The 26,613-nt window shown below is 67.5% G+C and carries 25 protein-coding genes; 10 read left to right on the top strand and 15 right to left on the bottom strand.

The features are described from left to right. Positions 1 to 10: 10 nt before the first annotated feature. Together AB0M74_RS06730 and AB0M74_RS06725 are read right to left on the bottom strand one after the other, a co-directional pair. A complete protein-coding gene (locus AB0M74_RS06730; RefSeq protein ID WP_364902411.1) occupies positions 11 to 727 on the bottom strand; it encodes a response regulator transcription factor in 717 nt (238 codons plus the stop codon). Beyond that, a complete protein-coding gene (locus AB0M74_RS06725) occupies positions 724 to 2,052 on the bottom strand; it encodes a histidine kinase (RefSeq protein ID WP_364902410.1) in 1,329 nt (442 codons plus the stop codon). Before AB0M74_RS06725 ends, AB0M74_RS06730 begins: the two co-directional genes overlap by 4 nt. Positions 2,053 to 2,241: 189 nt before the next feature. Between AB0M74_RS06725 and AB0M74_RS06720 the strand changes: the two genes are divergently transcribed. From AB0M74_RS06720 to AB0M74_RS06710, 3 genes are read left to right on the top strand one after another with little or no spacing between them, the layout of a single operon-like run. Next, positions 2,242 to 2,562 (top strand): hypothetical protein, encoded by a 321-nt coding sequence (locus AB0M74_RS06720; RefSeq protein ID WP_364902408.1) that lies wholly within the window; start codon positions 2,242 to 2,244, stop codon positions 2,560 to 2,562. Positions 2,563 to 2,603: 41 nt separating this feature from the next. Then, positions 2,604 to 3,305, top strand: coding sequence for an ABC transporter ATP-binding protein (locus AB0M74_RS06715; protein WP_364902406.1), 702 nt, complete (start codon positions 2,604 to 2,606; stop codon positions 3,303 to 3,305). Beyond that, complete coding sequence (locus tag AB0M74_RS06710; protein ID WP_364902404.1) at positions 3,302 to 5,794, top strand: FtsX-like permease family protein; 2,493 nt, start codon at positions 3,302 to 3,304, stop codon at positions 5,792 to 5,794. The genes AB0M74_RS06715 and AB0M74_RS06710 overlap by 4 nt, the downstream gene beginning before the upstream one ends. A gap of 66 nt (positions 5,795 to 5,860) precedes the next feature. Here the strand turns inward: AB0M74_RS06710 and AB0M74_RS06705 are convergent, their stop codons facing one another. Next, complete coding sequence (locus AB0M74_RS06705) at positions 5,861 to 7,777, bottom strand: protein kinase (protein ID WP_364902402.1); 1,917 nt, start codon at positions 7,775 to 7,777, stop codon at positions 5,861 to 5,863. Positions 7,778 to 8,102: 325 nt separating this feature from the next. Between AB0M74_RS06705 and AB0M74_RS06700 the strand changes: the two genes are divergently transcribed. After that, positions 8,103 to 8,990, top strand: a complete 888-nt coding sequence (locus AB0M74_RS06700) for a hypothetical protein (protein WP_364902400.1) — start codon at positions 8,103 to 8,105, stop codon at positions 8,988 to 8,990. 20 nt (positions 8,991 to 9,010) lie between these two features. On the opposite strand, the gene AB0M74_RS06695 is transcribed toward AB0M74_RS06700, so the two are convergent. Both AB0M74_RS06695 and AB0M74_RS06690 read right to left on the bottom strand, forming a co-directional pair. After that, positions 9,011 to 9,676 carry a response regulator transcription factor gene (locus AB0M74_RS06695; protein WP_364902398.1) on the bottom strand — a complete coding sequence of 222 codons (666 nt, stop codon included), beginning with the start codon at positions 9,674 to 9,676 and terminating at the stop codon, positions 9,011 to 9,013. A gap of 47 nt (positions 9,677 to 9,723) precedes the next feature. Further along, entirely contained in the window at positions 9,724 to 10,953 is a 1,230-nt protein-coding gene (locus AB0M74_RS06690; RefSeq protein ID WP_364902396.1) for a histidine kinase, read from the bottom strand. Positions 10,954 to 11,122: 169 nt separating this feature from the next. Here AB0M74_RS06690 and AB0M74_RS06685 point away from each other — a divergent pair, with 169 nt between their 5' ends. The 3 genes from AB0M74_RS06685 to AB0M74_RS06675 are packed head-to-tail and all read left to right on the top strand — an operon-like array spanning position 11,123 to position 13,961. Then, positions 11,123 to 11,950, top strand: coding sequence for a hypothetical protein (locus AB0M74_RS06685; RefSeq protein WP_364902395.1), 828 nt, complete (start codon positions 11,123 to 11,125; stop codon positions 11,948 to 11,950). Beyond that, positions 11,947 to 13,467 (top strand): alpha/beta-hydrolase family protein, encoded by a 1,521-nt coding sequence (locus tag AB0M74_RS06680; protein ID WP_364902393.1) that lies wholly within the window; start codon positions 11,947 to 11,949, stop codon positions 13,465 to 13,467. Before AB0M74_RS06685 ends, AB0M74_RS06680 begins: the two co-directional genes overlap by 4 nt. Before the next feature lie 47 nt (positions 13,468 to 13,514). Next, entirely contained in the window at positions 13,515 to 13,961 is a 447-nt protein-coding gene (locus AB0M74_RS06675) for an SRPBCC domain-containing protein (protein WP_364902391.1), read from the top strand. A gap of 35 nt (positions 13,962 to 13,996) precedes the next feature. Here AB0M74_RS06675 and AB0M74_RS06670 read toward each other — a convergent pair whose 3' ends face one another. After that, positions 13,997 to 14,584, bottom strand: coding sequence for a TetR/AcrR family transcriptional regulator (locus AB0M74_RS06670; RefSeq protein WP_364902389.1), 588 nt, complete (start codon positions 14,582 to 14,584; stop codon positions 13,997 to 13,999). A gap of 111 nt (positions 14,585 to 14,695) precedes the next feature. Here AB0M74_RS06670 and AB0M74_RS06665 point away from each other — a divergent pair, with 111 nt between their 5' ends. Continuing rightward, positions 14,696 to 15,541, top strand: a complete 846-nt coding sequence (locus AB0M74_RS06665; RefSeq protein ID WP_364902387.1) for an SDR family NAD(P)-dependent oxidoreductase — start codon at positions 14,696 to 14,698, stop codon at positions 15,539 to 15,541. A gap of 58 nt (positions 15,542 to 15,599) precedes the next feature. Here AB0M74_RS06665 and gatA read toward each other — a convergent pair whose 3' ends face one another. Further along, positions 15,600 to 17,072: an Asp-tRNA(Asn)/Glu-tRNA(Gln) amidotransferase subunit GatA gene (gatA, locus tag AB0M74_RS06660; protein ID WP_364902385.1), complete on the bottom strand. Its 1,473-nt coding sequence runs from the start codon at positions 17,070 to 17,072 to the stop codon at positions 15,600 to 15,602. Continuing rightward, on the bottom strand, positions 17,069 to 17,368 hold the full coding sequence (gene gatC / locus AB0M74_RS06655; RefSeq protein ID WP_364902383.1) for an Asp-tRNA(Asn)/Glu-tRNA(Gln) amidotransferase subunit GatC: 300 nt from the start codon (positions 17,366 to 17,368) through the stop codon (positions 17,069 to 17,071). The genes gatA and gatC overlap by 4 nt, the downstream gene beginning before the upstream one ends. 262 nt (positions 17,369 to 17,630) lie before the next feature. Here gatC and AB0M74_RS06650 point away from each other — a divergent pair, with 262 nt between their 5' ends. Next, the gene (locus AB0M74_RS06650; RefSeq protein ID WP_364902382.1) at positions 17,631 to 18,281 is read left to right on the top strand and encodes an amino acid-binding protein; all 651 of its coding nucleotides are present in this window, start codon (positions 17,631 to 17,633) and stop codon (positions 18,279 to 18,281) included. Here the strand turns inward: AB0M74_RS06650 and AB0M74_RS06645 are convergent. The 3 genes from AB0M74_RS06645 to AB0M74_RS06635 form a co-directional block, all read right to left on the bottom strand. Next, positions 18,278 to 18,796: a GNAT family N-acetyltransferase gene (locus AB0M74_RS06645; RefSeq protein ID WP_364902380.1), complete on the bottom strand. Its 519-nt coding sequence runs from the start codon at positions 18,794 to 18,796 to the stop codon at positions 18,278 to 18,280. The two genes, AB0M74_RS06650 and AB0M74_RS06645, sit on opposite strands and share 4 nt — an antisense overlap. A gap of 92 nt (positions 18,797 to 18,888) precedes the next feature. Then, positions 18,889 to 19,233 (bottom strand): hypothetical protein, encoded by a 345-nt coding sequence (locus tag AB0M74_RS06640; RefSeq protein WP_364902378.1) that lies wholly within the window; start codon positions 19,231 to 19,233, stop codon positions 18,889 to 18,891. 151 nt (positions 19,234 to 19,384) lie between these two features. Then, a complete protein-coding gene (locus AB0M74_RS06635) occupies positions 19,385 to 20,611 on the bottom strand; it encodes an ATP-binding protein (protein WP_364902376.1) in 1,227 nt (408 codons plus the stop codon). A 346-nt stretch (positions 20,612 to 20,957) separates the two neighbouring features. Here AB0M74_RS06635 and AB0M74_RS06630 point away from each other — a divergent pair, with 346 nt between their 5' ends. Then, the gene (locus tag AB0M74_RS06630; protein WP_364902374.1) at positions 20,958 to 21,314 is read left to right on the top strand and encodes a hypothetical protein; all 357 of its coding nucleotides are present in this window, start codon (positions 20,958 to 20,960) and stop codon (positions 21,312 to 21,314) included. Here AB0M74_RS06630 and AB0M74_RS06625 read toward each other — a convergent pair. From AB0M74_RS06625 to AB0M74_RS06610, 4 genes are all read right to left on the bottom strand, one after another. Further along, positions 21,311 to 22,426, bottom strand: a complete 1,116-nt coding sequence (locus tag AB0M74_RS06625) for an S-adenosylmethionine:tRNA ribosyltransferase-isomerase (RefSeq protein WP_364902709.1) — start codon at positions 22,424 to 22,426, stop codon at positions 21,311 to 21,313. The two genes, AB0M74_RS06630 and AB0M74_RS06625, sit on opposite strands and share 4 nt — an antisense overlap. Further along, positions 22,426 to 23,124 (bottom strand): SDR family oxidoreductase, encoded by a 699-nt coding sequence (locus AB0M74_RS06620; protein WP_364902372.1) that lies wholly within the window; start codon positions 23,122 to 23,124, stop codon positions 22,426 to 22,428. The genes AB0M74_RS06625 and AB0M74_RS06620 overlap by 1 nt, the downstream gene beginning before the upstream one ends. Positions 23,125 to 23,268: 144 nt before the next feature. Beyond that, positions 23,269 to 25,350, bottom strand: coding sequence for an NAD-dependent DNA ligase LigA (ligA, locus tag AB0M74_RS06615; RefSeq protein ID WP_364902707.1), 2,082 nt, complete (start codon positions 25,348 to 25,350; stop codon positions 23,269 to 23,271). Between the two features lie 152 nt (positions 25,351 to 25,502). Continuing rightward, entirely contained in the window at positions 25,503 to 26,564 is a 1,062-nt protein-coding gene (locus AB0M74_RS06610) for a methionine synthase (protein ID WP_364902704.1), read from the bottom strand. Between the last annotated feature and the right edge of the window lie 49 nt (positions 26,565 to 26,613).

The following is a 26,613-nucleotide window of genomic DNA, read 5'->3' as shown; positions in this document are numbered from 1 at the left end:
GCACCGCCAATCACGTCGGTTCGCGATCGGGTTCTGCCCGTCGAACAGTGGATTCTCCTGGTGACACCACCCCGTGGTCAAACGCAAAGACGATCGCGGCGGCCCGATCGCGCAGCTCGAGCTTGCCGAATATGTGCCCGACATGGCTTTTCACGGTGACTTCCGAGATGCCGAGTTCACCAGCGATCTCGGTGTTGACTCGACCGCGGCCGATCAGTTCGAGCACTTCGTACTCGCGTGCGGTCAGCTCCGGAAGCCGGGAGTCGGGGGGACGCACGGGTCGCACGGTGCGGTAGGCGGTGAGCACCCGGCCGGTGACCGCGGGGTCGAGCCAGGCTCCGCCCGCAGCCACCGTCCGCACCGCGCGGATCAGATCCTCGGCGGGCGAATCCTTGAGGATGAACCCGGCCGCCCCCGCGCGCAGCGCACCCGACAGCAACTGGTCGTCGTCGAAAGTGGTGAGCACGAGAACTGGCGGGGCGTCGTCTGTGGTGCGCAGCATTCGGGTGGCATCGATGCCGCCGATGCGTTTCATGCGCAGGTCCATGAGAACAACGTCGGGGCGTTTGTCCACGAGTGCCGCAGGCACTTCGTCCCCGTCCGAGCATTCCGTCACGAGGAAACCGTCGCGCCTGCGCAGGATTCGCCGCAGTCCACCGCGAACCAGTTCCTGATCGTCGACGACCAACACGGCGACCTCGTCATTGGCCGGTCCCGGTGAGCTCACGCGTCCTCCCGCGCCGAGGTCTGGCCCAGCAGCGAACACCACGGCCCGGATCGGCCCGTCAGCGGGAACTGCGCGCGCACCGACCAGCCGTCGTCGAAGGGACCGGCGGTGATCCGGCCGCCGAGCAATTGGGCCCGCTGGGCCATACCGGACAACCCCATCCCATGTCCTCGATTCGGCGGCAAGCCCTCGGGCAGTGTGTTGTTCACGACGAGGGTCACCGCGGCGGCGTCCACCGCGAGCCCGACCGACGCGGCCGCGCCCGGCGCGTGTTTGACGACATTGGCCAGCGACTCCTGCCCGATCCGGTACAGCGCGAGCCCGACCGCTGCCGACACCATGCCCAGGTCGGCAGCGCCGGTGTAGCGGACATCCAGTCCCGCGCGCACGAAATCACCGACCAGACCCTCGATGTCCTCGACGCCGGGCTCCGGAGCGTCCTTCGAGGGCTGCACATCGAGCAGGCCGATGGTGCGCCGGATGTCGGCCATGGCCTGCCTGCCGAGCCGCTCCGCATCGACGAGCGCCTCGACCGCGTCATCGACATCGCGATCGGTCTGCAGCGCGTGCCGCGCCGCGGTGAGATGCAGCAGTGTGATGCTCAACGAGTGCGCGATCACGTCGTGCACCTCGCGAGCGATCCTGCGACGTTCCTCGTCGGCGGCTCGAGCTGCTCGAATGTCCTGGAACTCGCGTTCCTGGTACAGGAACCGGCGTTGGTACTGCATCATCACACCGACCAGCCAGCCGAGCGCGATCCCGAGGATGTACATCGGCAGCCCTTCCAGCCGCGCACCCGTCGGGCTCCACTGCAGATTTCCCGCCAGGTCGAAGGCGAGCAGTTCCACTATCGCGACAACACCGAAGAGCACGCTGGCGCGCTTGGGGGCGATGGCGGCCACTTCGCCGACGCTGACGATGAGAACGAACGGGGCGAAGTCCCCCGACACCGGCTGGATCAGGAACAACGCCATCGCGGCCATCCCGGAGCACGCGACGATCCACGGCCACGGACGCACGCCGAAAATGCAGAACAGCGGTGCGGCGATGAACATCAGCACCATGGCCAGCACCGGCACTGCCGTCGGGAAATAGCTGTGACGCTGTGCCGTCGCCGCGACACCGACCAGCAACAACGCCACGTCGGCGCTGACAATCAGCGAGGGCGGGTAGTCGAACGGAAGTTCTTCGATGTTCTGCCTGGCCACCGCGATGGGGTGGCGCGCGAACGCGACGGTACGTGACCAGTTGGTCCCGGTCTCCCGGAACGGAATCGCCGGTCCGCCGCCCGCAGGCGAGATCATGGCGCGGGTCACATCCATCATCCAAGGCTAACCGCCCGACCGGCCCTGGTCATCGTCCCTGGAGCGGTCCGACTCTCCTACCACGGGCGGAGATCGATTCGGGTCCCTGGCACGAAGACAGCGCTTTTCGGCGGCCGTAGCGTGAACAGCATCCGCTTCGCGTTGCGTCATTCGCGGCCGGAGACGAACACATCACGGAAGGCGAATGCCATGTCTTGGGAAGATCAGCACGCCCGAACCGACATTGTGCACACCGTGCTCACCCGTGCGGCAGTCGATCCGGACGGTCCAGACCTGTTCTCGGAAATCCCGGGGTTGGAACGACTCTTCGGGGGTCCGGACGGCTTATTGCTCGCACTGCGATATCGGTGGAATCTACATTTCGACGCGAAAATGGAGCAGGCTCTGCTGGAGGGGAAGTCTGCCGTCGAGGTCTACCTCGAACTCGCCTCGGAACAACCAGCGCTGCGGGCGGTGCTCGACGCGCACCATCGGCGCAGCGACCTGAGGTCGCGGGCCATGGCGCAATAAGCAACGAAAAGAAAGTGGGGGAAGCTATGTCGGACCACGCGATGTTGGAGCTGTCGGACATCACCAAGCACTACCGGGTGGGTGAGCAGACCGTGCGCGCGCTCGACGGCGTCAGCCTCCGCATCGGCCCGGGCGAATTCACCTCGATCATCGGCCCTTCCGGCTCGGGCAAGAGCACGCTGCTGCATCTACTCGGCGCGCTGGACAGCCCCGATTCCGGGTCGATTCGCTTCCAGGGTGCGGAGATAGGCTCACTGGAGGAGGAAAAACAGTCCGAGTTCCGGCGCCATCGTGTCGGTTTCATCTTCCAGTTCTTCAATCTGCTTCCGACGCTGACCGCATGGGAGAACGTCGCGATTCCGAAGCTGTTGGACGGCACCGGATTACGCAAGGCCAAGCCGCGCGCGCTGGAACTGCTCGACCTGGTCGGGCTCGGCGACCGCGCCGCGCACCGGCCTGCCGAACTATCCGGCGGTCAGATGCAGCGGGTCGCGGTCGCGCGGGCGTTGATCATGGACCCGCCGCTGATCCTGGCCGACGAACCCACCGGCAATCTCGATTCGAAGACCGGTGCTTCGATCCTGAAACTGCTCGGCGATATCGCGAGCAACGGCAACTCGGTGGTGATGGTGACCCACGATATGGGTGCCATCGAGTATTGCGATCGGGTGATCACGTTGCGCGACGGTCGGATCGGCTCCAACGACAAGGTGGAGCGCGAACAGCGCACGGTGCGGGCATGATCCGTGCTGCGTGGGATCGGCTGCGGCTGTTCAATATCCGCGAACTGCTCGCGCATCGCGGCCGGACCCTCATGTCGCTGACCGTGATGGGCGTTTCGGCGGGCCTGCTCGTCGCGGTATTCAGCATCTCCGGCTCGGTCACCGGTTCGGTGGATCGACTCACCCACAGCCTGGGCGGTCAGGCCGTGCTGGAGATCACCGGTGTCACCGACGCGGGCTTCGATCAGCGACTGCAACAACGGATCGCCACGACGCCCGGCGTCGAGAAGGCGGTGCCGATGTTGCGCACCCAGATCGGCAGCGGCGCCGAACGCGCCCTGCTGATCGGCGCCGACGCGAGCATCGCCGCGCTCGGCAGCGAGTTGGCCGGCCCCATGGGCGCGCAGGCGGGCAAGCTGCTGAGCGTGCCCAACGGCGTGCTCGTCGGTGCCGCGATGGGCCGCGTCGAGGGTGAGAGATTCGCACTCGGATCCGGAACCGTGACCGTCGCAGGCGTTCTCGACGACAACAGATCCGAGCAGCTCAATGGTGGTCACATCGTCGCCGCCCCGCTGGGGGTCGCACAGCAGGTGACGGGGCGGCCCGGACGGCTCGACTCCATTCAGATCGTTCCCGCGCACGGCGCCGACCTCGGAGCACTGCGCGCCGCGCTGACCGAGGTCGTCGCCGGCCGTGCCGTTGTCGCCGAACCGAGTCTGCGCACCATCCAGGCGGGCGGTGCGATCCAGCTGGTCCGGTATTCGACGCTGATGTCCTCGGCGGCCGCGCTGATCGTCTCGGCGTTCCTTATCTATAACGCGATGAGTATGGCCGTCGCGCAACGCAGGCCGGTGTTGTCGCTGCTGCGTGCCATCGGCGGCCAACGCGCGCCCATGGTGCGCGACCTGCTCGTCGAAGCGGCGCTGCTCGGTGTGCTCGGCGGCGCGGTCGGGGCGGTGCTCGGTGTTGTCATGGGCCGCAACGCCATCGACCGGCTGCCCGCGGCGATCGTGCAGTCGGTGGAGGCACGCACCGAATACCTGGTGCCGTGGTACGCGATTCCCGTAGCGATCGCCGCCTGTGTACTCGCCGCCGTCGCGGCCGCGGCCATCGCGGCACGTCAGGTGTACAAGGTCGAGCCGATCGAGGCCTTGGTCCCGGTCGGGGTGGCACGGACCGACAGGGTGAATCCGATGCTGTGGTGGGCGCACATCGTGGTCGGGCTCGGACTGACCGCCGCGGCGATCAGCGTCGCCGAGGCCGACCTCGGTCGCTTCTCGCTGGCTGCCATCTCCCTGTCGTTCACCGCGGCCGTTGCGCTCTGCTTCGCCGCGACCGGGCCGATCGTGCACGCCACCGCCGCGGTGGCCCGCCTGTTCGGTGCTCCCGGCGCCCTGGGCGCGACCACGCTGGAACGCGCACCGCGACGCGTGTGGGCGACAGCCATGACGGTGATGATCGGGGTGGCCGCCACCGTCGCCATGGGCGGCGCTTCGCGCAATATGGTCGACTCGGCCACCGCCACTTTCGACGATCTGGGCAATACCGACCTCTATGTGAGTCCGACCGCCATGGAGCAATTCCCCACCGGGCCGCTGCTGCCGAGCGACCTGCGGGACAAGATCGCCGCGGTCCCGGGTGTCTCCGCGGTGCGTCCGGCGCAGATGGCGTTCGCCACCCTCGGCAGCGGTCGCGTGATGTTGCAGGGGTATCCCACTGAGATCGACGGTTCGGTGACCAGTGCGGTGGATCGCGAGGTGGTGGCGCGCATGGGCGCGGGCCAGGGCGTAGTGATCTCGCGCGACGTCGCCAGATCGCTTGGGGCGCATGTGGGCTCCGACGTCACGCTGCCGACGCCGACAGGTGATCACACCACCACCGTGCTGCAGGTGATTCCGTACTTCTCCGCCATCGCCGGCGTGGTCGTGATGGATCTCGGGCAGCTGCGCCAGTGGTACGAGCGACCGGGCGAGACGATCCTTGCGGTCACCCTGCAACCGGGCGTGGACCACAGCACGGTAGCGGCCGCGATCCGGCAGGTGGCCCCGGCAGGCATGCACGTCGACACCGGCGCGGCCACGGTGACCGCTATCTCGTCGAGCGTGCGACAGGGTGCGGCGATGAGCGCGGCCATCCTCTGGATCGTGATGCTGGTCGCGACGGTGGCGTTGCTGAACACACTGATGCTCTCGGTGCTCGAACGACGCCGCGAACTCGGCGTGCTGCGCGCCATGGGCACCAGCCGCAAGTTCCTGCTGCGTTCGGTGCTCGCCGAGGCCGCAGGCATCGGGTTGATCGGTGCCGCACTGGGTCTCGCGGTCGGCGCGGCAGTGCAGCTCCTGGCCACCGTTGCGATGGGACACGCCATGACCATCGATATCCGCTACGCGCCGAGCCCGATCCTGCTCGTCTACGGAACCGCCGCACTGGTGCTGGCCCTGCTCGGCTCCATCCCCCCGGCACTGCGCGCTGCCCGGATGCCGATCGTGGAGGCGCTGGCCGTCGACTGACTCCGATCGCGCAAGGAGGCAGCGGTGTTGTTGCGCGGCCTGTGCTGAGACGACGCGGTGCGGACGCTATAGCGGCGCGGCGGCCCACCAGGTCAGCACGGCCTCCTGGGCCGAAGGCGGCGCGGTCCGCGGGTCGCCCGAGGTGCCGTGATAGCTCGTGTACAGCAGGTAATTCGCGCGAGCGGGATCGGATTCGAAGCCGACCACCAGTTTTGCCGTGTGATAGAACTGCGCGAGCGGGCCGGGCGGATCCGGAACGATCCATAGATGCGCCGTCTGTCCCGCACCGTCCTTACGCGACGGCATCGCGTTATTCGGCGGGAGCGCCGCCACGACTGCCTGCGCGGCGCCGGCGGACTCGTAACCGAGGATCGTGTAGTTCATGTGGTTGCTGTCGGCGATGCCGCGGCTGCACTCCCACGCCACCACCCAGCGGCTGGCTTGCAGCAGTTCATCTTTGAGTCGAACGCCGTCCGCGGGCTTGCGCGCCAGGCATTCCGCATCCTGAAGTTCCGCGTCACCGAACGCGCCGGTGCCTTGCGGCAACAGATTCGGAAATGCGCGACGACTCGGTGCCAGCGGATCCGCGGGCAAGGCGGCCGGGGTCGACACCGGCACCGACGGCGCGGGCGACGCCGCGGAATCCTCGCCCGAATCCGAGTCGAAGGCCATGACCCCGAGGAACGCGACGACAGCGACCACCACAACCACCACACCGAGGACAAGCCAGCCGATGGCGCCGGTAGAACGACTCGGCGGCATCGGCAGTGGGCCAACGTAATTCGGCACGTTCGGCGGCGGATACCCGGGTGGTGCCGCACCGGGTTGCGAGGTCCCCGGATGCTGCGGCGGGGCCTGCATCGGCTGGGCGACAACGGGATTGACGGGAGGCTGGGCGGGGTAGGGCGAATGCGGTTGGGGCGCACCACCATATCCGGGCGATGCCGATGGCACGGCCTGCGCGGGCACCTGCTGCGCGAATGCGGCTTGGTCGGCCGCAGCACCCTGTGCAGATGGCACGTGCGGCGGCGCTCCGGGCGGCAGCACGGCGACCGGATTTGCCGACGGCACCGCGAGTGCAGCCCCCGGCCCGGGATACCCGGTAGGCGGGTAGGCCGGGTTGACCTGAACCGTCGCCGCCTGCACCGCGGGCGCGGTGAGCGCGCGGCGCGCGGCCGCGGCGAACTCGGTGCAGGTGGCGAAGCGATGCTCGGGACGCTTGGCCATGGCCATGGCGAGCACCCCGTCCAGAACCGGGTTGAGGCCTTGGCGTTTGGTGGCCAGTGGTGGCGCGGCATATTGCAGATGGCCGCGGATGATGTCGTTCGGGTCGGGCGAATCGAACGGGGCCATTCCGGTGAACAGCCAGTACAGCGCGCAGGCCAGCGAGTACTGGTCGGAGCGATGGTCGAGGTGCGCGCCGGTCATCTGTTCCGGTGACGCATAGGCCAAGGTCGCGGTGAACATGCCGACCTGGGTCAGGTGGGTGGAATCCTCACGCAACCGCGCGATACCGAAATCGGTGAGGAACACCCGCTCGCCCTGCCCGCCGACCGAACGCGCCAGCATGATGTTCGCCGGCTTCACGTCGCGGTGCAGCACGCCCATGCCATGCGCGTAATCCAGTGCGTCCGCGACTCCCTCGATGATCTGCACCGCGCGCTCGGGCGGCAGCGTCTGCGGATTCACCGTCGCCGCATCGATGCCGTCGATGTACTGCATGGAGATCCACAGCTGATCGTCTTCGGAGCCGCGGTCGTAGACGGCGACAATATTCGGGTGGTCCAAGTGCGCGGCCAGATCGGCCTCACGCTCGAACCGCGCGCGCAACTCGGCCTTGGTGAACAGCTCGCGGTTGAGCAGTTTCAACGCCGTCTGCCGAGACAGCCGAGGGTGGCGCGCCAGGTACACCGACCCCATGCCGCCCTGCCCGAGCAGACGCTCGATGGTGAACCCGGCAAACACCTCACCGCTGTTCAGCAACGCGACCCCCTTCGAGGTGATAAAAGCACCATCAGCCTAATAGTCGCAGCCGGACTTCGGTCCGTCCGCTGCCCGCGCCCGGCCGAGGGCCAGCCTGGGCGGCTGACCGGCCGGTGGCCCCCTGGCCACGACGTTTCGAATTCTCCGCGAAAATCGGCAAAACTATCCATGAGGCATCATCTTCGCGTCACCATCCAGCGGCGCGATGATGATCTTGTGTTCGGTCACCGACCGAACGGGTATTCGAGTAGCACAGGTAAGTTTTGCACCGCCGATGGACAACGGTCACACGTTGTGGTGGTGGGGAGGACGCGGTGGTGAGGTCTTGAGAACAGTTCCTGCGTGTCGGGCGGTGTTGCACTGTGCTGCCCTCGTCACGCTGCTCGCGCTCACCTCCTGTGTCCTGTTGCCGGACGAGCACGACCCCGCGGCCGCACCGACGATCACCGTCGACACCGCCGGATCGTGGCATCCGGATTTGTCGGTCACGCTGCCCGACTCGCTCGCCGCGGATTTCACCCAGCTCCAGCCCCGTCTGCCCGGCCAGGTCGGGATGGCGATCATCCCGGTCGGTGGCGGCCGAATGACCATCTTCGGCGACTGGACCAGCGGCATCGCCTGGTCGACCATCAAGGTTCCCCTGGCGATAGCTGCATTGCGCCGGGATCCCGAAGGCGCGGCCGAGAACGCCGAGGCCGCGATCACTGTTTCGGATAACGGTGCGGCCGAGGCACTGTGGGAGTCGCTCGGCGATGGCCTCGAGGCCGCCCAGGCCGTCCAGGACATCCTCGACGAGGCTGGCGATGCCGTGACCGGTGTGCCCGGACCCCGAACCCGGTTGGACTACAACTCGTTCGGGGCGACCGAGTGGACGCTGGCCAACCAAGCCAGGTTCGCCTCACGACTGCCGTGTCTTGCGCAGGCCGCCACCGTGACCGAACTGATGGAACAGATCGCGCCGGATCAGCGCTGGGGCCTCGGCTCGATCGCCGGTGCCGAGTTCAAAGGCGGCTGGGGCCCGGACGACGACACCGGCGCCTATCTGGTTCGCCAGTTCGGCGTGGTGCCGACCAAGTCCGGCAACGTCGCTATCGCTCTTGCCGCACAAGCTGATTCGGGCCTGTTCGAGGACGCTACCGGACTGCTCGACCGGCTGGCCCAGCTGATCGAGCGCCACCTCGACGAGTTGCGCGGCGGCAAGTGCCCCTACTGACCGGCGCCACACCGTGTCGCTCAGCCCGGTGTGACGAGTCCTGATTCGTAGGCCAGTACCACCGCCTGCGCGCGGTCGCGTAGGTCGAGTTTCGAGAAGACCTTGGAAACATGCGTTTTCACGGTCTGCTCGGCGACGAACAGGGATTCCGCGATTTCGGTGTTGGACATCCCTTTTGCGATGAGTTCGAGTACCTCGCGCTCGCGCGGAGTCAGGGAGCCCAGCGCCGCAGTGGGTTTGGCGCGGGTCGCGGTGCGGCGTCGGGTGACATCCGCGATGAGCCGCCTGGTTACGGTGGGCGCCAAAAGCGCTTGGCCGTCGGCGACGACCCGGACCGCACGCACCAATTCCTCGGCGGGTGCGTCCTTGAGCAAGAACCCACTCGCGCCGAGGCTGAGCGCCTCGTAGACGTAGTCGTCGATGTCGAAGGTGGTGAGCATCAGCACCCGCACCGGCGGATCGAATCCGGCCGCGAGGATAGCGCGCGCGGCGTCCAAGCCGTTCATCTCGGGCATCCGCACATCCATCAGCACCACATCCGGGCGCAGCCGTTTGGCCTCGGCGACTGCGACTTTCCCGTCCGGCGCGTCACCGACCACGCTGATATCGGGTTGCGCGGCGAGCAACGCGCCGAAGCCCTGGCGCACCATCGCCTGATCGTCGGCGATCAAAACCGTTATTGCCACCCGCCCACCCTAATCGGCAACCGCGGCGACCCCACTCTCGGCGACCGTCAGCGGTCGGTGATCGTGGGACCGAGCGCGACGGCCGGATCCGGCGACAGGTCGACGACGGGACCGAGCGGCAGGCGGGCCTGCACCTCGAAGCCTCCGTCGGCGCGCGCGCCCGCGGTCACCTCGCCGCCCGCGGCGAGCGCACGAGCGCGCATCCCCGCGATACCGTGGCCGCCGTTGTCGCCCTGTTTGGCAGGCACCGCACCGGGTGCGTTGCCGACGCTCACATGTACGTCGACACCACAGCTGATCATCACCTGGACCGGGGCGCCGGGGGCGTGCCGCGACGCGTTCGACAGCGACTCCTGCACGATGCGGTACAGCGCGAGGCCGGTGGTGTCCGGTACCGCATCCAGCGACCCATCGATCGTCCAGTCGAGGTGCACGCCCGCCCGGCGCGCACCCTCGAACAGACCGAGCACATCCACGGCCTTCGGTTGCGGCGCATGCTCGGGCAACTGCCCATCGCTACGCAGCACACCGAGCATGCCGCGAATCTCGTTCAGCGCCTCCCGCGCGGTGGCGCCGATCGATTCGAATTCCGCGCGGGCGGCCGGTGTCACGCCTTCCACCCGGTACGGCGCTGTCTGCGCCTGCACCACCACGAGCGACATGTGGTGAGCCACCACATCGTGCAGGTCACGGGCGATGCGGGCCTTCTCCTCCAGGATGGTGCGCCTGGCCCGCTCCAGCTCGTTCTCCTCTTCCTTGCGCAGCAACTGCTCCCGCGACTGCACCAGCCAGCGCATCATCAACGCGAGCAGCACGACCGCGGCCAAGGCGATCGGCCAACCCCAGGCCGAGCCGGCGAGGTCACCGCCGCCATCGGCCATGGTGGTGGCGAGCAGCAGGGAGGTCGCGGCCCAAGCCACGGCGATGACCGGAACCGCCGCCCGCAATGCCACTCCGAACAACAACGCGAACAGGCACAGGATGTGCACCACTTGGATCGGGATCTCATTGCCGGGCTGATGCGGGATCGCCAGCGCGATAACCAGCGCGGACCCCGCCGAGATCGCCCAGCCCAGCGCCGGATTGAGGCGGATGAGCAGAATCGGGAACGCGGCGAGTGCTGCGATGAACGGCTGCACCGGCGCCGGCACCGCGTGCGTGAGATGCAGAGTCGGCCACGCCACCGCGTAGAAGATGATCGCGACCAGCACGGTGAACGCGTCGAACCACATCCGAGCATTCATCGACCTGGTCGAGACACTACGTTTCTGCTTCATGACTACGACAGTAGAAAGCCGAGGGTGTCGCGGTCCTCATACCCACGGGTGAATTCGTCCCCAGTACCCGAGAGGGAGGCGACACTCCCGCTCCCCCGGCGGCACGGGCCGCGGAACCGCACCTCGGCGTGAGGTGCGTGGGTGCGTCCGATTCATAGCGTCTTGGATCATGAGCACACCGACGACCGCGCGGCAGGCAGGCACCGAGTCCGCGGCTACCGAAGCACGCCCCCGTTCTGCTCGTTACCGAAGGGGCGCGGCGCTGACGGCCGCGGCGCTGACCACCATGGCGGCCACCGTTGTCCTTGCACCCGCAACCCACGCCGCGGTGACCGGGCCACCGGTGGAGAACGTCGTAGTGGGTGCGGCGGTGTCGGTCCTGAGTGCGGGCGACGCCGACGCCGTCAGCGCCATCCCCGACGATTTCGCCGCTCGCTTCGGTTACCGGCCCAGCCTCGTCGACGGTCTACTCGCGAACCCGCGCGGCGAATGCTCATCGCCGGTCACCTTGCCCGCCGAGTTCGACACCGCATGCAAAGCTCATGATCTCGGCTACGACCTACTGCGCTACGCCGATCAGCGCGGTGAACCGCTCGGCCCGTGGGCCAGGCAGGCCCTCGATAGCACCCTCGGTCTGCACATGCACGAGGCCTGCGATACCCGCACCGACCCCTTCTCCCGCGCCCGCTGCCAGGCCATGGCCACGATCGCATCCACGTTCGTCGACATCAACTCCCGCCGACAGGGCTACGGCGCACCGGTCGCCGAATCACTGTGGAGCACAGCTGATTCCCAGGCCAACCGCAGTTTCAGCGGGTGGCTTGCCCTACTTATCGGCGGTGGCGTACTCGGCCTCGCCGCCGCGGGAGCCGCGCTGGCCGGTGTCACTCCGTCCCTGCGACGACCGACCAGGACCACCGGCGGCGACCACAAACTCCTCCGGCCGATTCGCACTGTATCGGTGAATCGAATCGCAGCGGCGGGTGTTGCGCGGTGACGAACTCGACCACTACCTCGCCGACCACCGCCACAGCGGTCGAAACCGCAAAACCCGACATACACAACACCGCAACATCGTTGGGCGAGCCACCCCGAAAGCGGTTGGACACCAGCCCGTCCGGCACACCGGTGCCGGACACGCGGATCGGTCGTTGGAGGGGAATTGCCAACGGCAGGGTGCAGCGCACGTTTCGGCCACGAATCGGCACCACCCTCGCCGTGGGCGCCGGTGTGCTCATGTCGCTGGCTCCGGGACTGCTCCCGCGCACGCCGGGAGCGCAGTCCGCGCTGACCGGACTCTTCGTCGCTCTCACCCTCGGCGTCGCGGGTTCGGTCCGATTCCTGGCGGCCCGCAACCACTTCGACATCAATCGACCACTCGCACGGTTTCGTCTTCCGCTGCTCGGATTGACGCTGATCTCGATCGTCGGTGCCGCCGCGCGGGCGGGCCACTGGCAGAACCGGCTGCGCGCGGCGATGGGCACAGTGCCGATCGGATCGGACTATTGGTTGCGCTGCGCAGTCGGGGCCGCACTGATCGTCGGCGTGTGTGCCGCAACCGCCCGAACCGTCGGGTGGGTCGTGCGCAAGCTGGGGTGGTCGCGCAGTGTTGCAGTGACCGCTGTCGCCGCGTCCGTGTTGTACCTGGTCGGTGTTCCCGCCGTGGTGAATTGGCGACGTGATGTCTATGCCACCGCCAATGCGACGGTCGATCCCACGCTGGTGCAGCCGGTTTCGTTGCTCCGGTCCGGCAGTGCCGAGTCGGCGGTCAGTTGGCCGTCGCTCGGGGCCGAGGGACGCAAGTTCGTCAGCGGGTCGCCCGCCGGTCCGGTTCGTGTCTATGTCGGCCTGGATTCCGCGCGGGACCGCGATTCCCGGGTAGCCCTCGCGATTCGGGAGCTGGAGCGCTCGGGTGGCTTCGAGCGGTCGAATATCGTCGTCGCGGTGCCGACCGGGTCGGGCTGGATCGACTCGAACGCGGTGTCCGGTTTCTATCAGCGCTTCGGCGGCGATGTCGCGCTGGTCGGCATGCAGTACTCCTACGCGCCGAGCTGGGCGACCTTTCTGTTCGGTCGCGACGAAGCGGTGGCCTACGCGCGTGCGCTGTTCACTGCCGTCGAGAACCGCGTTCGCACGATGGATCGCAAGCCCGGGCTGTATATCTACGGTCAAAGCCTCGGTGCCCTCGGTGGCAGTTCGGTCTTCACCGACGACACCGATCAGGACCGCCGGACCTGCGCGGCACTCTGGGCGGGCCCGCCTGCGGGTCAGGTGCACCGTGCCGGCGCGACGGTACTGGCCAACAGCTCCGACCCGGTGGTGCATTGGTCACCGTCGCTGCTGTGGCGCGCGCCCGACCTCACCGGGGTCCGAGTGGATGCCCCGGTTCCGCAGTGGCTCCCAGTGGTCGGCTTCCTGCAGACCAGCGCCGATTTGCTCGCCGCACTGGATGCCCCGCCCGGCCACGGCCACCGCTACGGCACCGACCAGGGCACCGCCCTCGGCAGTTGCTGACGATACCGATGCTTGCCCACGGCTGAAACATGTTCTAGTTTTTCCTCATGGCCTTTGTCATCGACGCCTCCGTCGACATCGACGCACCCGTCGACCTGGTGTGGGAAGTGATCACCGACCTCGCCCGCTATGGTGAGTGGAATCCCTTCGTCCCCGAATGCCGCAGCACCCTCGTTCCCGGCGAACCGATCGACATGCTCGTGCAGGTGTCCGGCGCGAAGCCGAGGCGTCAGCGTGAATGGATCCGCTCACACACCCCCGGCCGCGAACTCAGCTACTCGATGAAGCCGGTGCCGCTGGGCGCCCTGCACAGCCTGCGGTCCCACACCGTCACCGCGCTGGACGGCGAGCGCACCCGCTACGAATCCCACTTCGAACTCGCGGGCTGGTTCCAGCCCGTGGTGAGCGCCCTCCTCGGCAAGAACCTCGAGCGCGGCTTCGCCGGCATGACTGCGGGCATCCGCAAGCAGGTCGAATCGCTGCACACTCCCTGACCATGGCCGCCCTGACGCTCCCCCGCCGCGACCGGTCAGGCGCCGAGATGCCCGAGGGCAGCCTCCAGGGTCGCGTCGGCGTACGCCTCGGTCAGTCCGGGAAGACCAACAGACCAACGGCTTTGGATCGGGCCGAGCAAAAGGTCGACGGCGAAGTCGAGGTCGAGGTCGGCGCGTAGCTGACCGGCCCGCACCCCCGAGGCAAGCCGCTGCGCGATAGCGGCACGCTGGGGAAGCAGCAGCCGCTCACGATAGGCCGCGCCGAGTTCCTGGTCCTGCTGGATCTCGATGTACATCGCGCGCAGGAACGCCTCGAAGCCGGGATCAGTCAGCTCGACGACCGCGCCGCGCACCAGTTCGCGCAGATCGGCCCGAATGTCACCGGTATCGGGGAGCACCAGACCGTCCGGGCCGGTATAGAGCTCGAGCATGGCATCGAAAACGACGGCCCCCTTCGAGGGCCACCAGCGGTAGATGGTCTGCTTGCCGACTCCGGCTCGGGCTGCGATCGCCTCGACCGTCAGCTTCCCGTAGGGCAACTCTCGAATGAGCTCGGTGGCGGCGGCGAGGATCGCGGCGCGGGCGCGTTCGCTGCGCCGGGCGGCGCTGGGAGTGTCGATCATGCCCGAACTTTACCAGGATCGAGACGAACCGTCTCGTCTTGACAAGAGTGAATCAGCTTGGCATCCTCTCTTCAACGAGACGGCGCGTCTCGCGATGAAAGGATCGACACAGTGACCAGAACTTGGTTCATCACCGGCGCCAACCGCGGACTCGGCCGGGCCTTCACCGTCGCCGCCCTCGGCCGCGGTGACCGCGTTGTCGCGACGGCTCGCGACCCGAAGTCCATGGCCGACCTCGTCGACGACCGATTGACCGTGCTACCCCTGGATGTTCGCGACCGCGATCGGGTAATCACCATCGTGAACCGGGCATTCGAGCTGAGCGGCACCATCGACGTCATCGTGAACAACGCGGGCTACGGCCTCGTCGGCGCGATCGAAGAGCTGACCGAGGCCGAGATCCGCGACCAGATGGACACCAATTTCTATGGTGCCCTCTGGGTTTCACAGGCTGCCGTGCCGCACCTGCGCGAGCAGAAGTCGGGGCACATCGTGCAGATCTCGACAGTCGGCGCGGTTGGCAGCCTGCCGCTGTTCGGGATGTACAACGCGAGCAAATGGGCACTGGAAGGATTCAGCGCTTCTCTCGCGGACGAGCTACGGCCACTAGGGATTTCCCTCACCCTCGCGCAGATGGGCGGCTTCGATACCGACTGGGCGAAGTCGAGCATGAAGTTCGGCTCCGGCCTGCCCGCCTACGAAGGGCTCCGCACGGCCATCCTCGGTATGCCGGACTACCCGGACCCGAGCGCACCGCCGCCTGCGGCCGACGCCGAATCGGAGTGGGTGGAGGCGGCGCCCGAAGTGGCCGCGGCAGGACTGCTCGAGCTCGTGGACCTGCCGAACCCGCCGGTGCGCAAGGTAATCGGACCGGGCGCCCACCAGATGGTAGCCATGGCACTGGACCAGCGCCGCCAGGACTATCTCACCGACCCCGAATTCACCTGGCCCGCATGAGAAATGGGCGGTCGCCCGAGCCTCGAGGACTCGAGCGACCGCCCCGCTTTCGTTCGTACTAGCTGATCGGTCCGCGCGCGGCCTCATACGCCGCACCGACGCGGTACAGCCGGTCGTCGGCAAGCGCGGGAGCCATGATCTGGAAGCCGACCGGCATGCCATCGTCCTTGCTCAGCCCGGAGGGCACCGACATGGCCGGGTGTCCGGCCAGGTTGGTCGGCAGGGTGCACAGGTCCGAGAGGTACATGGCCAGCGGATCGTCGACCTTCTCGCCCAGCTTCCACGGGGTGAACGGGCTGGTCGGCGAGACGAGCACATCGACCTTCTCGTAGGCGTTGTCGAAGTCGCGCGCGATCAGGGTGCGAACCTTCAGCGCCTGGCCGTAGTAAGCGTCGTAGTAGCCGGCCGAGAGTGCGTAGGTGCCGATCATGATGCGGCGCTTGACTTCCGGACCGAATCCGGCGGCACGCGTCGCGGCCATGACCTGCTCGGCGCTGTGCTGACCGTCGTCAGCGACACGCAGGCCGTACCGCATGGCGTCGAATCGAGCCAGATTCGACGACACCTCGCTCGGCATCACCAGGTAGTACGCGGACAGTGCGTACTCGAAGTGCGGGCACGATACCTCGACCACTTCGGCGCCGAGCTCGGTGAGCACCGCGACCGCCGCATCGAACGAGGCGATCACACCCGGCTGGTAGCTGTCGGAGTGAAGTTCCTTCACCACACCGACTTTCAGCCCGCGCAGATCACCCTTGGCGCCTTCGCGCGCCGCGGCGACCACCGGCGGTACAGACACCTTGCGCGAGGTGGAGTCGCGCGGGTCGTACCCGGCGATCACCTCGTGCAGCAGCGCGGTGTCGAGCACGGTGCGCCCACACGGGCCGCCCTGGTCCAGCGAGGAGGCGCAGGCGACGAGGCCGTACCTGGACACGGTGCCGTAGGTCGGCTTGGTGCCGACGGTCGCCGTCACCGCGGCGGGCTGACGGATCGATCCACCGGTGTCGGTGCCGATGGCCAGCGGCGCCTGATTCGAGGCGAGCGCGGCCGCCGAACCACCGCCGGAGCCACCGGGAATCCGGCTGGTGTCCCACGGATTACGGGTCGGGCCGTACGCGGAGTTCTCGGTGGAGGAGCCCATCGCGAACTCGTCCATGTTGGTCTTGCCGAGAATCGGGATACCCGCATCACGCAGCCGGGTGGTCAGCGTCGCATCGTACGGCGAGACCCAGCCCTCGAGGATCTTCGATCCACAGGTGGTGGGCATGTCGGTGGTGGTGAACACGTCCTTGAGCGCCAACGGAACTCCGGCGAGCGGCGAGGCAGGCGGGGTGCCCGCGGCCAGCGCGGAATCCACCGCCGCCGCGGCGCCGAGCGCCTGCTCCGCCGAGACGTGCAGGAACGCGTTGATCTCGCCGTCGGCCGCCGCGATCCGATCCAGGTGCGCCTGGGTGACCTCCACCGAGGACACCTCGCCGCCGTGGATCTTGCCTGCCAGCTCGGCCGCGGACAGCGTCGTCAGCTCAGTCATTCGGCCTCTCCCAAAATCTGCGGCACCAGGAACCGCTGCTCTTCGACCGCGGGGGCGCCCGACAGCGCCTGCCCAGGAGTCAGGCACGGCACGACCGCGTCCGGGCGGGTCACGTTCGTCGCCGGATCGGGCGAGGAAGTGGCGGGGACATCGGCGGCGGCGACCTCGGAGATGGTCCGCACGTGGCTCAGGATCGAATCCAACTGACCGGCGAACTGATCCAGTTCGGACTCGGACAGGGCGAGCCTGGACAGCCGGGCGAGGTGTGCGACCTCGTCGCGGGAGATGGCGGGCACCGCGGAACCCCTTTCGGCATTGTTGAGCGTGCTTAATAGGCCACGCACAGCCTAGCGACTCGACGGCGGCCCGCTTCCACAGGAGCCGGACGCACGACGACACACCTCGCGTACTAGCGTGACACGCCGCATTCGCCCGAAATCGCCGAGTGGTATCGATCACCCGACGGTCCTCGAGTCGATAACCGGCACTCCGGGGTGTAAGTATTGCGTGACCCGGGTATCCGTTCACCACGCTCGGCTGCCAAGGAAAGGAACGCACGTGTCATACCTGCTCCGCGTGCAACTTCCAGATCGACCGGGAAGCCTGGGTGCGCTCGCGCTCGCACTGGGCTCCGTCGGCGCCGACATACAGTCGCTGGATGTCGTGGAGCGCGGGGCGGGCTTCGCGATCGACGACCTCGTCGTCGAAGTGCCGCAGGGCGCGTTACCCGACACGTTGATCACCGCCGCCGAATCCATCCCTGATGTCCGCGTGGATTCCATTCGCCCGTACTCCGGCGTGCTCGACACGCATCGCGAACTCGAGCTGATCGACCAGGTCGCCAGCGCCCGTGACGACCGCCTACAGGTGCTCGTCGACGGCGTGCCCCGAGTGCTGCGCGTGGGCTGGAGCACCGTCATCGACATGGGCCCACAGGGCGCCTACCGCGTTGTCGGCAGCCCGAGCGCTCCCGAGACCCAGGCCGGTTCGGCGCCATGGATGCCGCTGGAGAAGCCCGCCGTCCTCGATCCGGAGGCCGAGTGGGTCCCGCAGATCTGGACCGATATGGACACCAAGCTGGCCGCGGCACCGCTCGGCAACACCGGCAAGGTCCTGCTACTCGGACGACCCGGCGGCCCCGACTTCCGCCCCTCCGAGGTCGCGCGGCTCGGCTACCTCGCCGGCATCGTCGCGACCGTTTTGGGTTAGGACAGCTGCAGGCCCAGCACGGTCAGTTGCTCGCCCGCGGGAGTGCGCCAATCCCGTTCCGGCACAGGGACGAATCCGAAGCGATCGTAGACGCGGCGGGCATCGACCATGGCGGGCATCGTGGTGAGCACCACCGCGCCGAACGATTCCGCGGTCGCCATCTCGATCACGGTGCGCACCAACATCGTTCCCGCGCCGAGTCCGCGCGCCGTCTTCGAGACCGCGAGCATCCGGAACTCGAGTTCCCCCGGTCGAGCGATCTCCGCATACGGCGTGCCGGGCCGAGCCACCGTCAGCGACCCGACAACGCGATCGCCGTGCGCGGCAACCAGCACCTGCGCCGACGCTGCCCGATGCGTGATGTCGGCAAGCTCCGCGGCGTAGGGGCTGCCGGGGACTACATACCCTTCGCCGACGTACACCTCGACGGTCAGCTCGCCGATGAGGTCGTACTCGTCCGGTCGGGCGATCCGAACCACGACCTCGTCCTTCACATCCGTGCCGGCAGCGTTCATACCGGCATCCTCCCATTCGCCGCCGAGCGTGCTGCGTCACAGCCGAGCCGCAGTGCCGCAGCTCACAGCCTGCGTTCGCGGCCACGCGGCGATCAGCCGCCGAGGTCGGGACGGGCGGTCGGGTCGGCGAGCTGGAAGCGTTCCGGTTTGCCCGGCGGGTAGACGACCGTGAGGTAATCGCCGATCGACGGCCACTCGTTCGTGTCCCAGACGAAACGGCCGTACACCACCGTGCCGAGGACCGAGGGCCCCGTCAGGTTGCCGGTGATGGTCACGAACTGCTCGCCGACGGCATCGGGGCGTGGGCTCACCCCGGTGAGGTACAGCGAACCCGTTTCGGCCTGTGTGGACTCGATCCCTCGGCGTCCGCGCAGGTAGATCACCAACCAGCCGACCAGTGCGGTGACCATGATCAGCAGCATCCCGAGCTCCAGCATGTCAACCATGCTATTGGCCCTGGCGCCGCAACCGATCACACCACGGCGAACACGGTCTGTCCGCCTGGATCATGCGAATGTCTGCCCACGTGCGTTCGACGATGGTGCCGCTGATCAGGCAGTGTGATCGACGACCACACCCCTGCAGCGGCTACCGAGCCACGAGCTCGCTGGCGCCGTTTTCGGTGCGCCGGACCTGCCAGACTGCGGTGCGCGTTCGCTGCGAACGGCCGTTGCCCCGATCGATCAGAGCCCGGTTGTTGGTGGTGAAGATCAGTTGCGCGCCACGGGAATTGGTTTCCGGGTTCTGGAAAAGCTGGATCAGACGGTCGGTCTCCTCGGCCGGGAGGTCGGCGCCGATGTCATCGATGGCGAGCACACGGCCGGCATCGAGTGCATCCAACATGGCAGGCAGCAGGCGCAGCAGCGACAGCGTGGCGGTGGATTCGTCGGTGATGTCGAAGGCGTTGTCGATACCGGCGTGCACCAGGCTCAGCCCGACGCCGCGGCGGGCCACCATCCTGGCGTAGAGGGCATCGCGCGCCGACTTCACATTGCTCAGTTCACGGTCGAGCATGAGCTCGGTGATCCCGTTCTCCCGCAACAAGTTGTCGGCGTGACCGGGCGAGGAAGCGCATAGCTCCAGCTGTTCGGCGGTCGCGGCGATATCGCCGTCCAGGTCCCGGAGGTAATCGGCGTACAGCGGGTCGTTCTCCGCGAGCAACAGATCCGTGATGCCGAGATCGGCGGTGCGCAGCAGCATGAGCAGGCGCACCGCATTCTCCCCGGACGCCGAGGCATGGCTGCCGAGTCGATGGGCAACCGCCGTTGCCGCCGTCGGGCCTTGCTGTACCTCGAGCATCGAGGAGAACCACCGATAGGCGGGCACCAGCGCTTCGGCGTACATCTGACCGGCGAGGCTGAGCAACAAAGCATTCGGACGCACCAATGGGATCAACGCAGCGATGCCAAAACGCGCGGCCTCGAACATCGGCCCGATCTTGATCTGTTCTCCGTTGCGTTCGAACACAATTCGCTTGCGCGAGCGCGGATGCGCATGCAACCACTCCGCCACGACATCGGCATTGTCCAGCTCGAAGCCATAGGTGTAAGGCACGCCCTCGGCAACGAACCCCGCCACGTATTCCGAAGGCCGATCGGGGAAGCCGAGATGCGGCGACCGCACCGGCCCCGCATACGGATCCCACCCCGTCACCGAATTCAGCACCGCGTCGCGCATGTGGCCCAGCGCATCGATCAGACTCGTCTTCCCGGCGGCGCTCGCGCCGTGCACCCCTGTCACCGGCACCGCCACCGGTCCGCTCCCCCGGCTCAATCGCAATTCCTGCCGATCCGCCAGCGATCTGTGGTTGGTCACCTGAAAACTCCGCAGCATCCCGCCATCCTGTCCTCTCCCCCACCGCGCCGCGACACCGCCACCTCCGACCGCGCCGCACCTGCCCGGAAATCCGACCGCGGTCGCGGCACTTCAGCGTCCGAATGCACGCCATCGGCAGCCCACAAGAGCGGAAACGCCCAGAGCGACGACCGTGCACGATGGGCACGAATACCGGTCGTCGACACCGGATTTCTTGCTTTCTTCGCAGGTACGCGACCCATTCGTGGTGCGGGGGGTGCGCGGTGCGCGTTAGCATGCTGGCGCCATGGTTGTTTCGTGGTGCTCATTGCACTAACTGTTTTCGATTGGATGGATAACGATGGAAATGACCGTTCGTCGTCTTGTGGTCCGAAGCTCCATCGTCGCCGCCCTCGGCTTGGGGTCGATCGTTGTCGCTGCTCCCCAAGCCGCCGCCGAGGCGCCGTGCCCGGACGGCACGGCGCGACTTTTCTTCACCAACGAGACGAATACCTGTCAGGGTGGTGGCACGGTCAGTTTCAACGGATCGCCCGCCATCTCCAAGGTGTGCTCGGTGGGGCCGGTCAACGTGATCGTCGACGCGACCATCAAGACAGGCAAGACCAAGACCGCCACGCGGCACCTCGATCTGAGCAACGGTCAGTGCGGGCGAATCGAAATCGCCGGTCAGCTGAACGCCACGGTGACCATCACCCCGTCCTAACTCCGAGCGCCACCCGCACCGAAAAGCAGGGCGCTGTCGCCGAACTCGTGCCAGAGGTACGCGGCGTCCAGGGCCGTCGCGTAAGCCTCGCGCACGGCCGGTTCGCCGGCCACCGCGACGAGCAGATCCAGGTGCGACGCGCCAGGTGCGTGCCAGCCGGTGATGATGCCGTCGACCGTGCGAGCCGGATGATCGGGACCGAGGACGAGTTCGGTCCACCCGTGGGCGGGATGGATCCGCCCGGTGTGGTCCGCGGTGGTCTCCAGGGCTCGTGTCACCGTGGTACCCACGGCGATGATGCGACCTCCCGCCGCCTTGGCGTCGTCGACTCTGCGCGCGGTCGCGGCGCAGACCGCGAAACGTTCGGGACTGGGAGGTTCCCCCGCTTCCGGTGAAGACACCCCGGTGTGCAGTGTGATCGGCGCGATCGCGACTCCAGAACTCACCAGGTCCAACACCAGTCGCTGGGTGAACGGCCGTGCCGCGCTCGGCATTTCCGCGCTGCCGGGGATGCGCCCGAAGACCGTCGTGTAATACGACGACGACCAGCGCTGTGGCACATACGAATAGGTGATCGGGTAACCGTGGCGCTCCAGCAGCCGCCGCGGATCGCCGGTGAGCTCGGCAATCCAGAGTCGACGCGCACCGGATAGCCACGGCTCGCGCAGCGTGGCCACCGCGCCTTCCGGTAGCCGGATCTCGGTGCCCGCGTCCAGTTCTCCCTCGGGTACCGGCGTGCGATCCACAGTGCGCACTTCCACCACCCACCGCGCCGTGCAAGCGCCGAAAGTGTCTGCGGTAGTGGTGTTCGCGGCGCCGATCATCGGTGCGGGGGGTTCGGCCCCCGCATCGAGCCACGTGGAGAAGTGCAGGGTGACCGGTCTGCCCTCGATCGTGGCATCCACGGCCGCGGCCATCGTGGCCGAATTGTTCACCACCACAAGGTCACCCGGCATCAGGTGCTGTGGTAGTTCACGAAATCTGGTGTGGGTGATCCGATCCGCGGACACCAGCAGCCTAACCTCGTCGCGCGCCAGCCCGCGCGCCTCCGGCGGTGCGATGGCATTGCGCTCCGGCGGCAAGACGTGCGCCCAGTCGGCCAGAACCGACATCATCTCGCCACCCCCGTAGCGAATTCGGCTGCGGTATAGCGCCCGTTCTTCGGACGTTCCTCGATCAACCGCAGCAACGCGGGGACGACGGTCTCGGGTGCGGGACGATCGGAGATATCGTCGCCGGGAAACGCAGCCTGATGCATTTCGGTGCGCATATCGCCGGGGTCGAAGGCGTAGATCGACACGTCGGGATTCTCGGCGGCCAGGATGGCGGTGAGCTGATCGAGTGCCGCCTTCGACGAACCGTAACCACCCCAGTCCGGGTACGGTTCGATGCCGGCATCCGAGCTGATGTCGATCGCGACACCGGCGGAGCCGAGCAGCGGCAGCGCGAACTGCACAACCGCCAGCGGGGCGATGACATTGGTGCGATACACCAGCTCGAGTTCGTCGAGCGGATAGTCCGCGAGTCGCGGCATCGGGCTCGGGCCGAGCCTGCTCGCGTTGTTCACGACGAGGTCGAGGTATCCGATCCGCCGTGCGATATCGGCCAACTCGGCGCGATGGGCCGGATCGGTGATGTCGCCTGGCAGCGCGAGCACGGCGTCACCGAGTTCGGCACGCACGCGTTCGAGTCGGTCGGCGCGGCGGCCGGTACCGATCACCTGCCAGCCGCGCCCGACCAGCGAACGCGTCAGTGCGAGACCGAATCCTGCGGAAGCGCCCGTGATGAGAGCGGTAGGTCGGTGAACCATGGTGAACTCCTGATAGTTGCCTATCACTCGATCCTCATACCTTAACCATGGTTTAGGTCAAGAAGTGTTCTCCGTCGGCACACCAACGCCGCCGAACCGACCACGATCGCGGCCGTGGCAACCACGGACTGCGACCGACCCGCCCTACTCTTCCGCTACGGCATCCTCGATGGCGGTGTCCTGCGCGGCCGCACCCGGCGTCACCGCTTCCGGTCCCGCTTCGAGCAACCGCCGGAAGCCGTCCTCATCGAGGATCGGCACACCGAGTTCCTCGGCTTTCGCGGCCTTGGAGCCGGGGGCCTCACCGATGACCACGAACGCGGTTTTCTTGGACACTGATCCGGATGCCTTACCGCCGCGCATCAGGATCGCTTCCTTGGCGCCGTCTCGCGAAAACTCTTGCAGCGAACCGGTCACCACGATCGACAAACCCTCCAGCGTGCGCTCGACCGACTCGTCGCGCTCGTCCGCCATTCGCACGCCCGCGGCCCGCCACTTGCCGACGATCACGCGATGCCAGTCGACGGTGAACCATTCCGCCACCGCCGCGGCGATGGTCGGGCCGACGCCGTCGGCCGCGCCGAGTTCCGCCGCCGATGCGTCCTGAATCCGGTCGAGGCTGCCGAATTCGCGCGCGAGCACCCGCGCCGCCGTCGGGCCGACATGCCGGATGGACAACCCGACGAGCACCCGCCACAGCGGTCGATCCTTGGCAGCCCGCAGGTTCTCCAGCAGCCGTTTGCCGTTCGCGGACAGACCCCCGTCCCTATTGGCGAACAGTGTGGTGGTGAGCAAACGCTCCTCGGTGAGGTCGAACAGGTCACCCTCGTCGGTGATCGCACCCGACTTCAGCAGGTCGCCCGCGGCCTCGTATCCGAGCGACTCGATATCGAACGCACCGCGGCCCGCGACATGGAAGACACGCTCCCGCAACTGGGCCGGACAGAACTGCTGGTTCGGGCAACGGATATCGGCGTCGCCTTCTTTCTGCGGTGCCAGCTCGGTGCCGCACTCCGGGCAGTTCGACGGCATCACGAACTCGCGTTCCGCGCCGGTCCGCGCATCCACCACCGGGCCGAGCACCTCGGGAATCACATCACCCGCCTTGCGGATAGTGACCGTGTCGCCGATGAGGACACCCTTGCGCTTGACCTCCGAGGCATTGTGCAGCGTCGCCATCGCCACCGTCGACCCTGCGATGGAGACCGGCTCCATCACCGCGAACGGGGTAACGCGGCCGGTGCGGCCGACGTTCACCTCGATATTCAGCAGCGTGGTCGTCGCCTCTTCCGGCGGGTACTTGTAGGCGATCGCCCAACGCGGCGCCCGCGAGGTCGAGCCGAGGCGGCGTTGCAGCGCCATCTCGTCGACCTTGATCACCTGACCATCGATCTCGTGCTCGATATCGTGGCGATGCTCGCCCCAGTAGGCGACGCGCTCGATGACCGCGTCGATGCCCTGCACCCGCCTGGTGTGCTCGGACACCGGCAGCCCCCAGGCCGCCAGCGCACGATACGCCTCGTGCTGCGAGGCGGGGGTGTATCCCTCGATGCGCCCGAAGCCGTGGCAGATCATGCGCAGCCTGCGTCGCGCGGTCACCGCTGGATCCTTCTGCCGCAGCGAGCCCGCCGCGGTATTACGTGGGTTCGCGTACGGGGGTTTGCCTTCGGCGACGATGGCGGCATTGAGCGTCTCGAAGTCCGCCAGCCGGAAGTACACCTCGCCGCGCACCTCGAGCAGGTCGGGAATCGGGAACTCGTCGGTCGGCGTCAGCTCGCCGGGGATGTCCTCGATGGTGCGGGCGTTGAGTGTGACGTCCTCACCGGTGCGGCCGTCGCCACGGGTCGCGCCGCGCACGAGGCGACCTTTCTCGTAGACGAGGTTCAACGCGACACCGTCGATCTTCACCTCGCACAAATAGTGCAGGTTCGACCCGGTTTCGGCCTCCACCCGGCTCGCCCAGGTGCGCAGCTCGTCGAAGTCGAACACATTGTCCAGCGACAGCATCCGCTCGAGGTGATCCACGGCGGTGAAATCCGTCGCGAACCCACCGCCGACCAGCTGGGTCGGCGAATCGGGCGTGCGCAGGTCGGGGTGCTGCTCCTCCAGAGCCTGCAGCTGCCGCAACAGAGTGTCGAACTCACCGTCGGTAATGATCGGCGCATCGCGCACGTAGTAGCGGAACTGATGTTCGCGAACTTCGTCCGCAAGCCGCTGCCACTGCACCCGCTGCTCCGCCGTCGCCGGGACCGCCGCACTGTCGCTGTCACTCACCCAACGCACATTAGCCGAGCCCACCGACATCTCGATGGCACGTTCCCGCACGTCGCCGCCCCGACAACCCGGTTCGGATCGGGCGGCACGGTGGCGGCCCACCGTCAGTCGAAGCTCAGCGATTCCGGTTCTTCGGCGTAGGCGCGAGCGACTTCCGCGGACACGCGCAGGGCGGTACGCGCCCATTCCAGCGGAGCCCCCGCCAACCCGCACGCGGGGCCGACCACCATCCGCTCGGCGAGTGTCTTGCGCGGAAAGCCGAGGCGGTCGATGAGCCGGACGCCGGGTTCGGCGAAGTCACGCCAGGTCGCCGGCTCGGCGGGGGGCGCCGTCGGCACCAGACCGAGAACCAATCGTTTTCCGGTGTCGAGGATTTCGCCGATGTGGTCGAGGTCGCGGGTGCCGATGGCGGCCATGTCGAAGCCGATCGCCGCGGCGGCACTGCCGCGCAGAAAAGCCAGCGCGGGCGCTTCGGCGCAGCTGTGTACCAACACCGGCGCGGATTGTGCGGTGATCACGGCGTCCAGTACCGCGAGCGCCTCCGGTTCGGGCAGTGCCCGCACGGTATTCAGAATGCTCGGGCCGCGCAGCGAGCCTTCCAGTACGACTGTCAGCGAGGGTTCGTCCAGTTGCAGAACCACTTCCGCGCCGAGCCGTTTGCGCACTTCGGCCACATGCTGAGCCAGACCTTCGGTCAGTGATTCCGAAACATCGCGCACCGCACCGGAATCGGTGAGGATACGGTGCCCACCCGGCAGTTCCACCTGCGCGGCGAGGGTCAGCGGGCCAGTGGCCTGCACCTTGACGATGCGACCGGTGCCCGCCGAACCCGATGTCTCCCAGGCCTCTTCGAGCGCATCGAGATCCGCGCGCAGCAGGTCCCGTGCACGCCGGGAGGTGGCACCGGGTCGCGGGGCCAGCCGATAACCCCGCGTCGTGGTATCGAATCGCAGATCGACGAGCAGGGCAGAAACCCGGCCGAGCATGTCCGCCCCGATGCCGCGCCCGGGCAACTCCACCAGATGCGCCAGATCCGGGAGCTCACCGAGGATGGTGGTCGCCGCCTCGCGTGCATCGGTGCCCGGCCACGAGCCGACGGCCGTCGCGATGCCGGCGGGGATGCGCACCGGTTCTTTCGCGTCGACTTCGCCGGCTACCTTGGCGATCTCGCTCACCGTGCCACCTCTGTAGGAGGCTCGCGCCTCATCGTGGGTT

This window comes from Nocardia sp. NPDC051463 (genome assembly GCF_040681975.1).
In the GTDB taxonomy this organism is placed as follows: domain Bacteria; phylum Actinomycetota; class Actinomycetes; order Mycobacteriales; family Mycobacteriaceae; genus Nocardia.
Note: the sequence above shows the minus strand (reverse complement) of the source record. Positions and strands in the feature narration are given on the sequence as shown.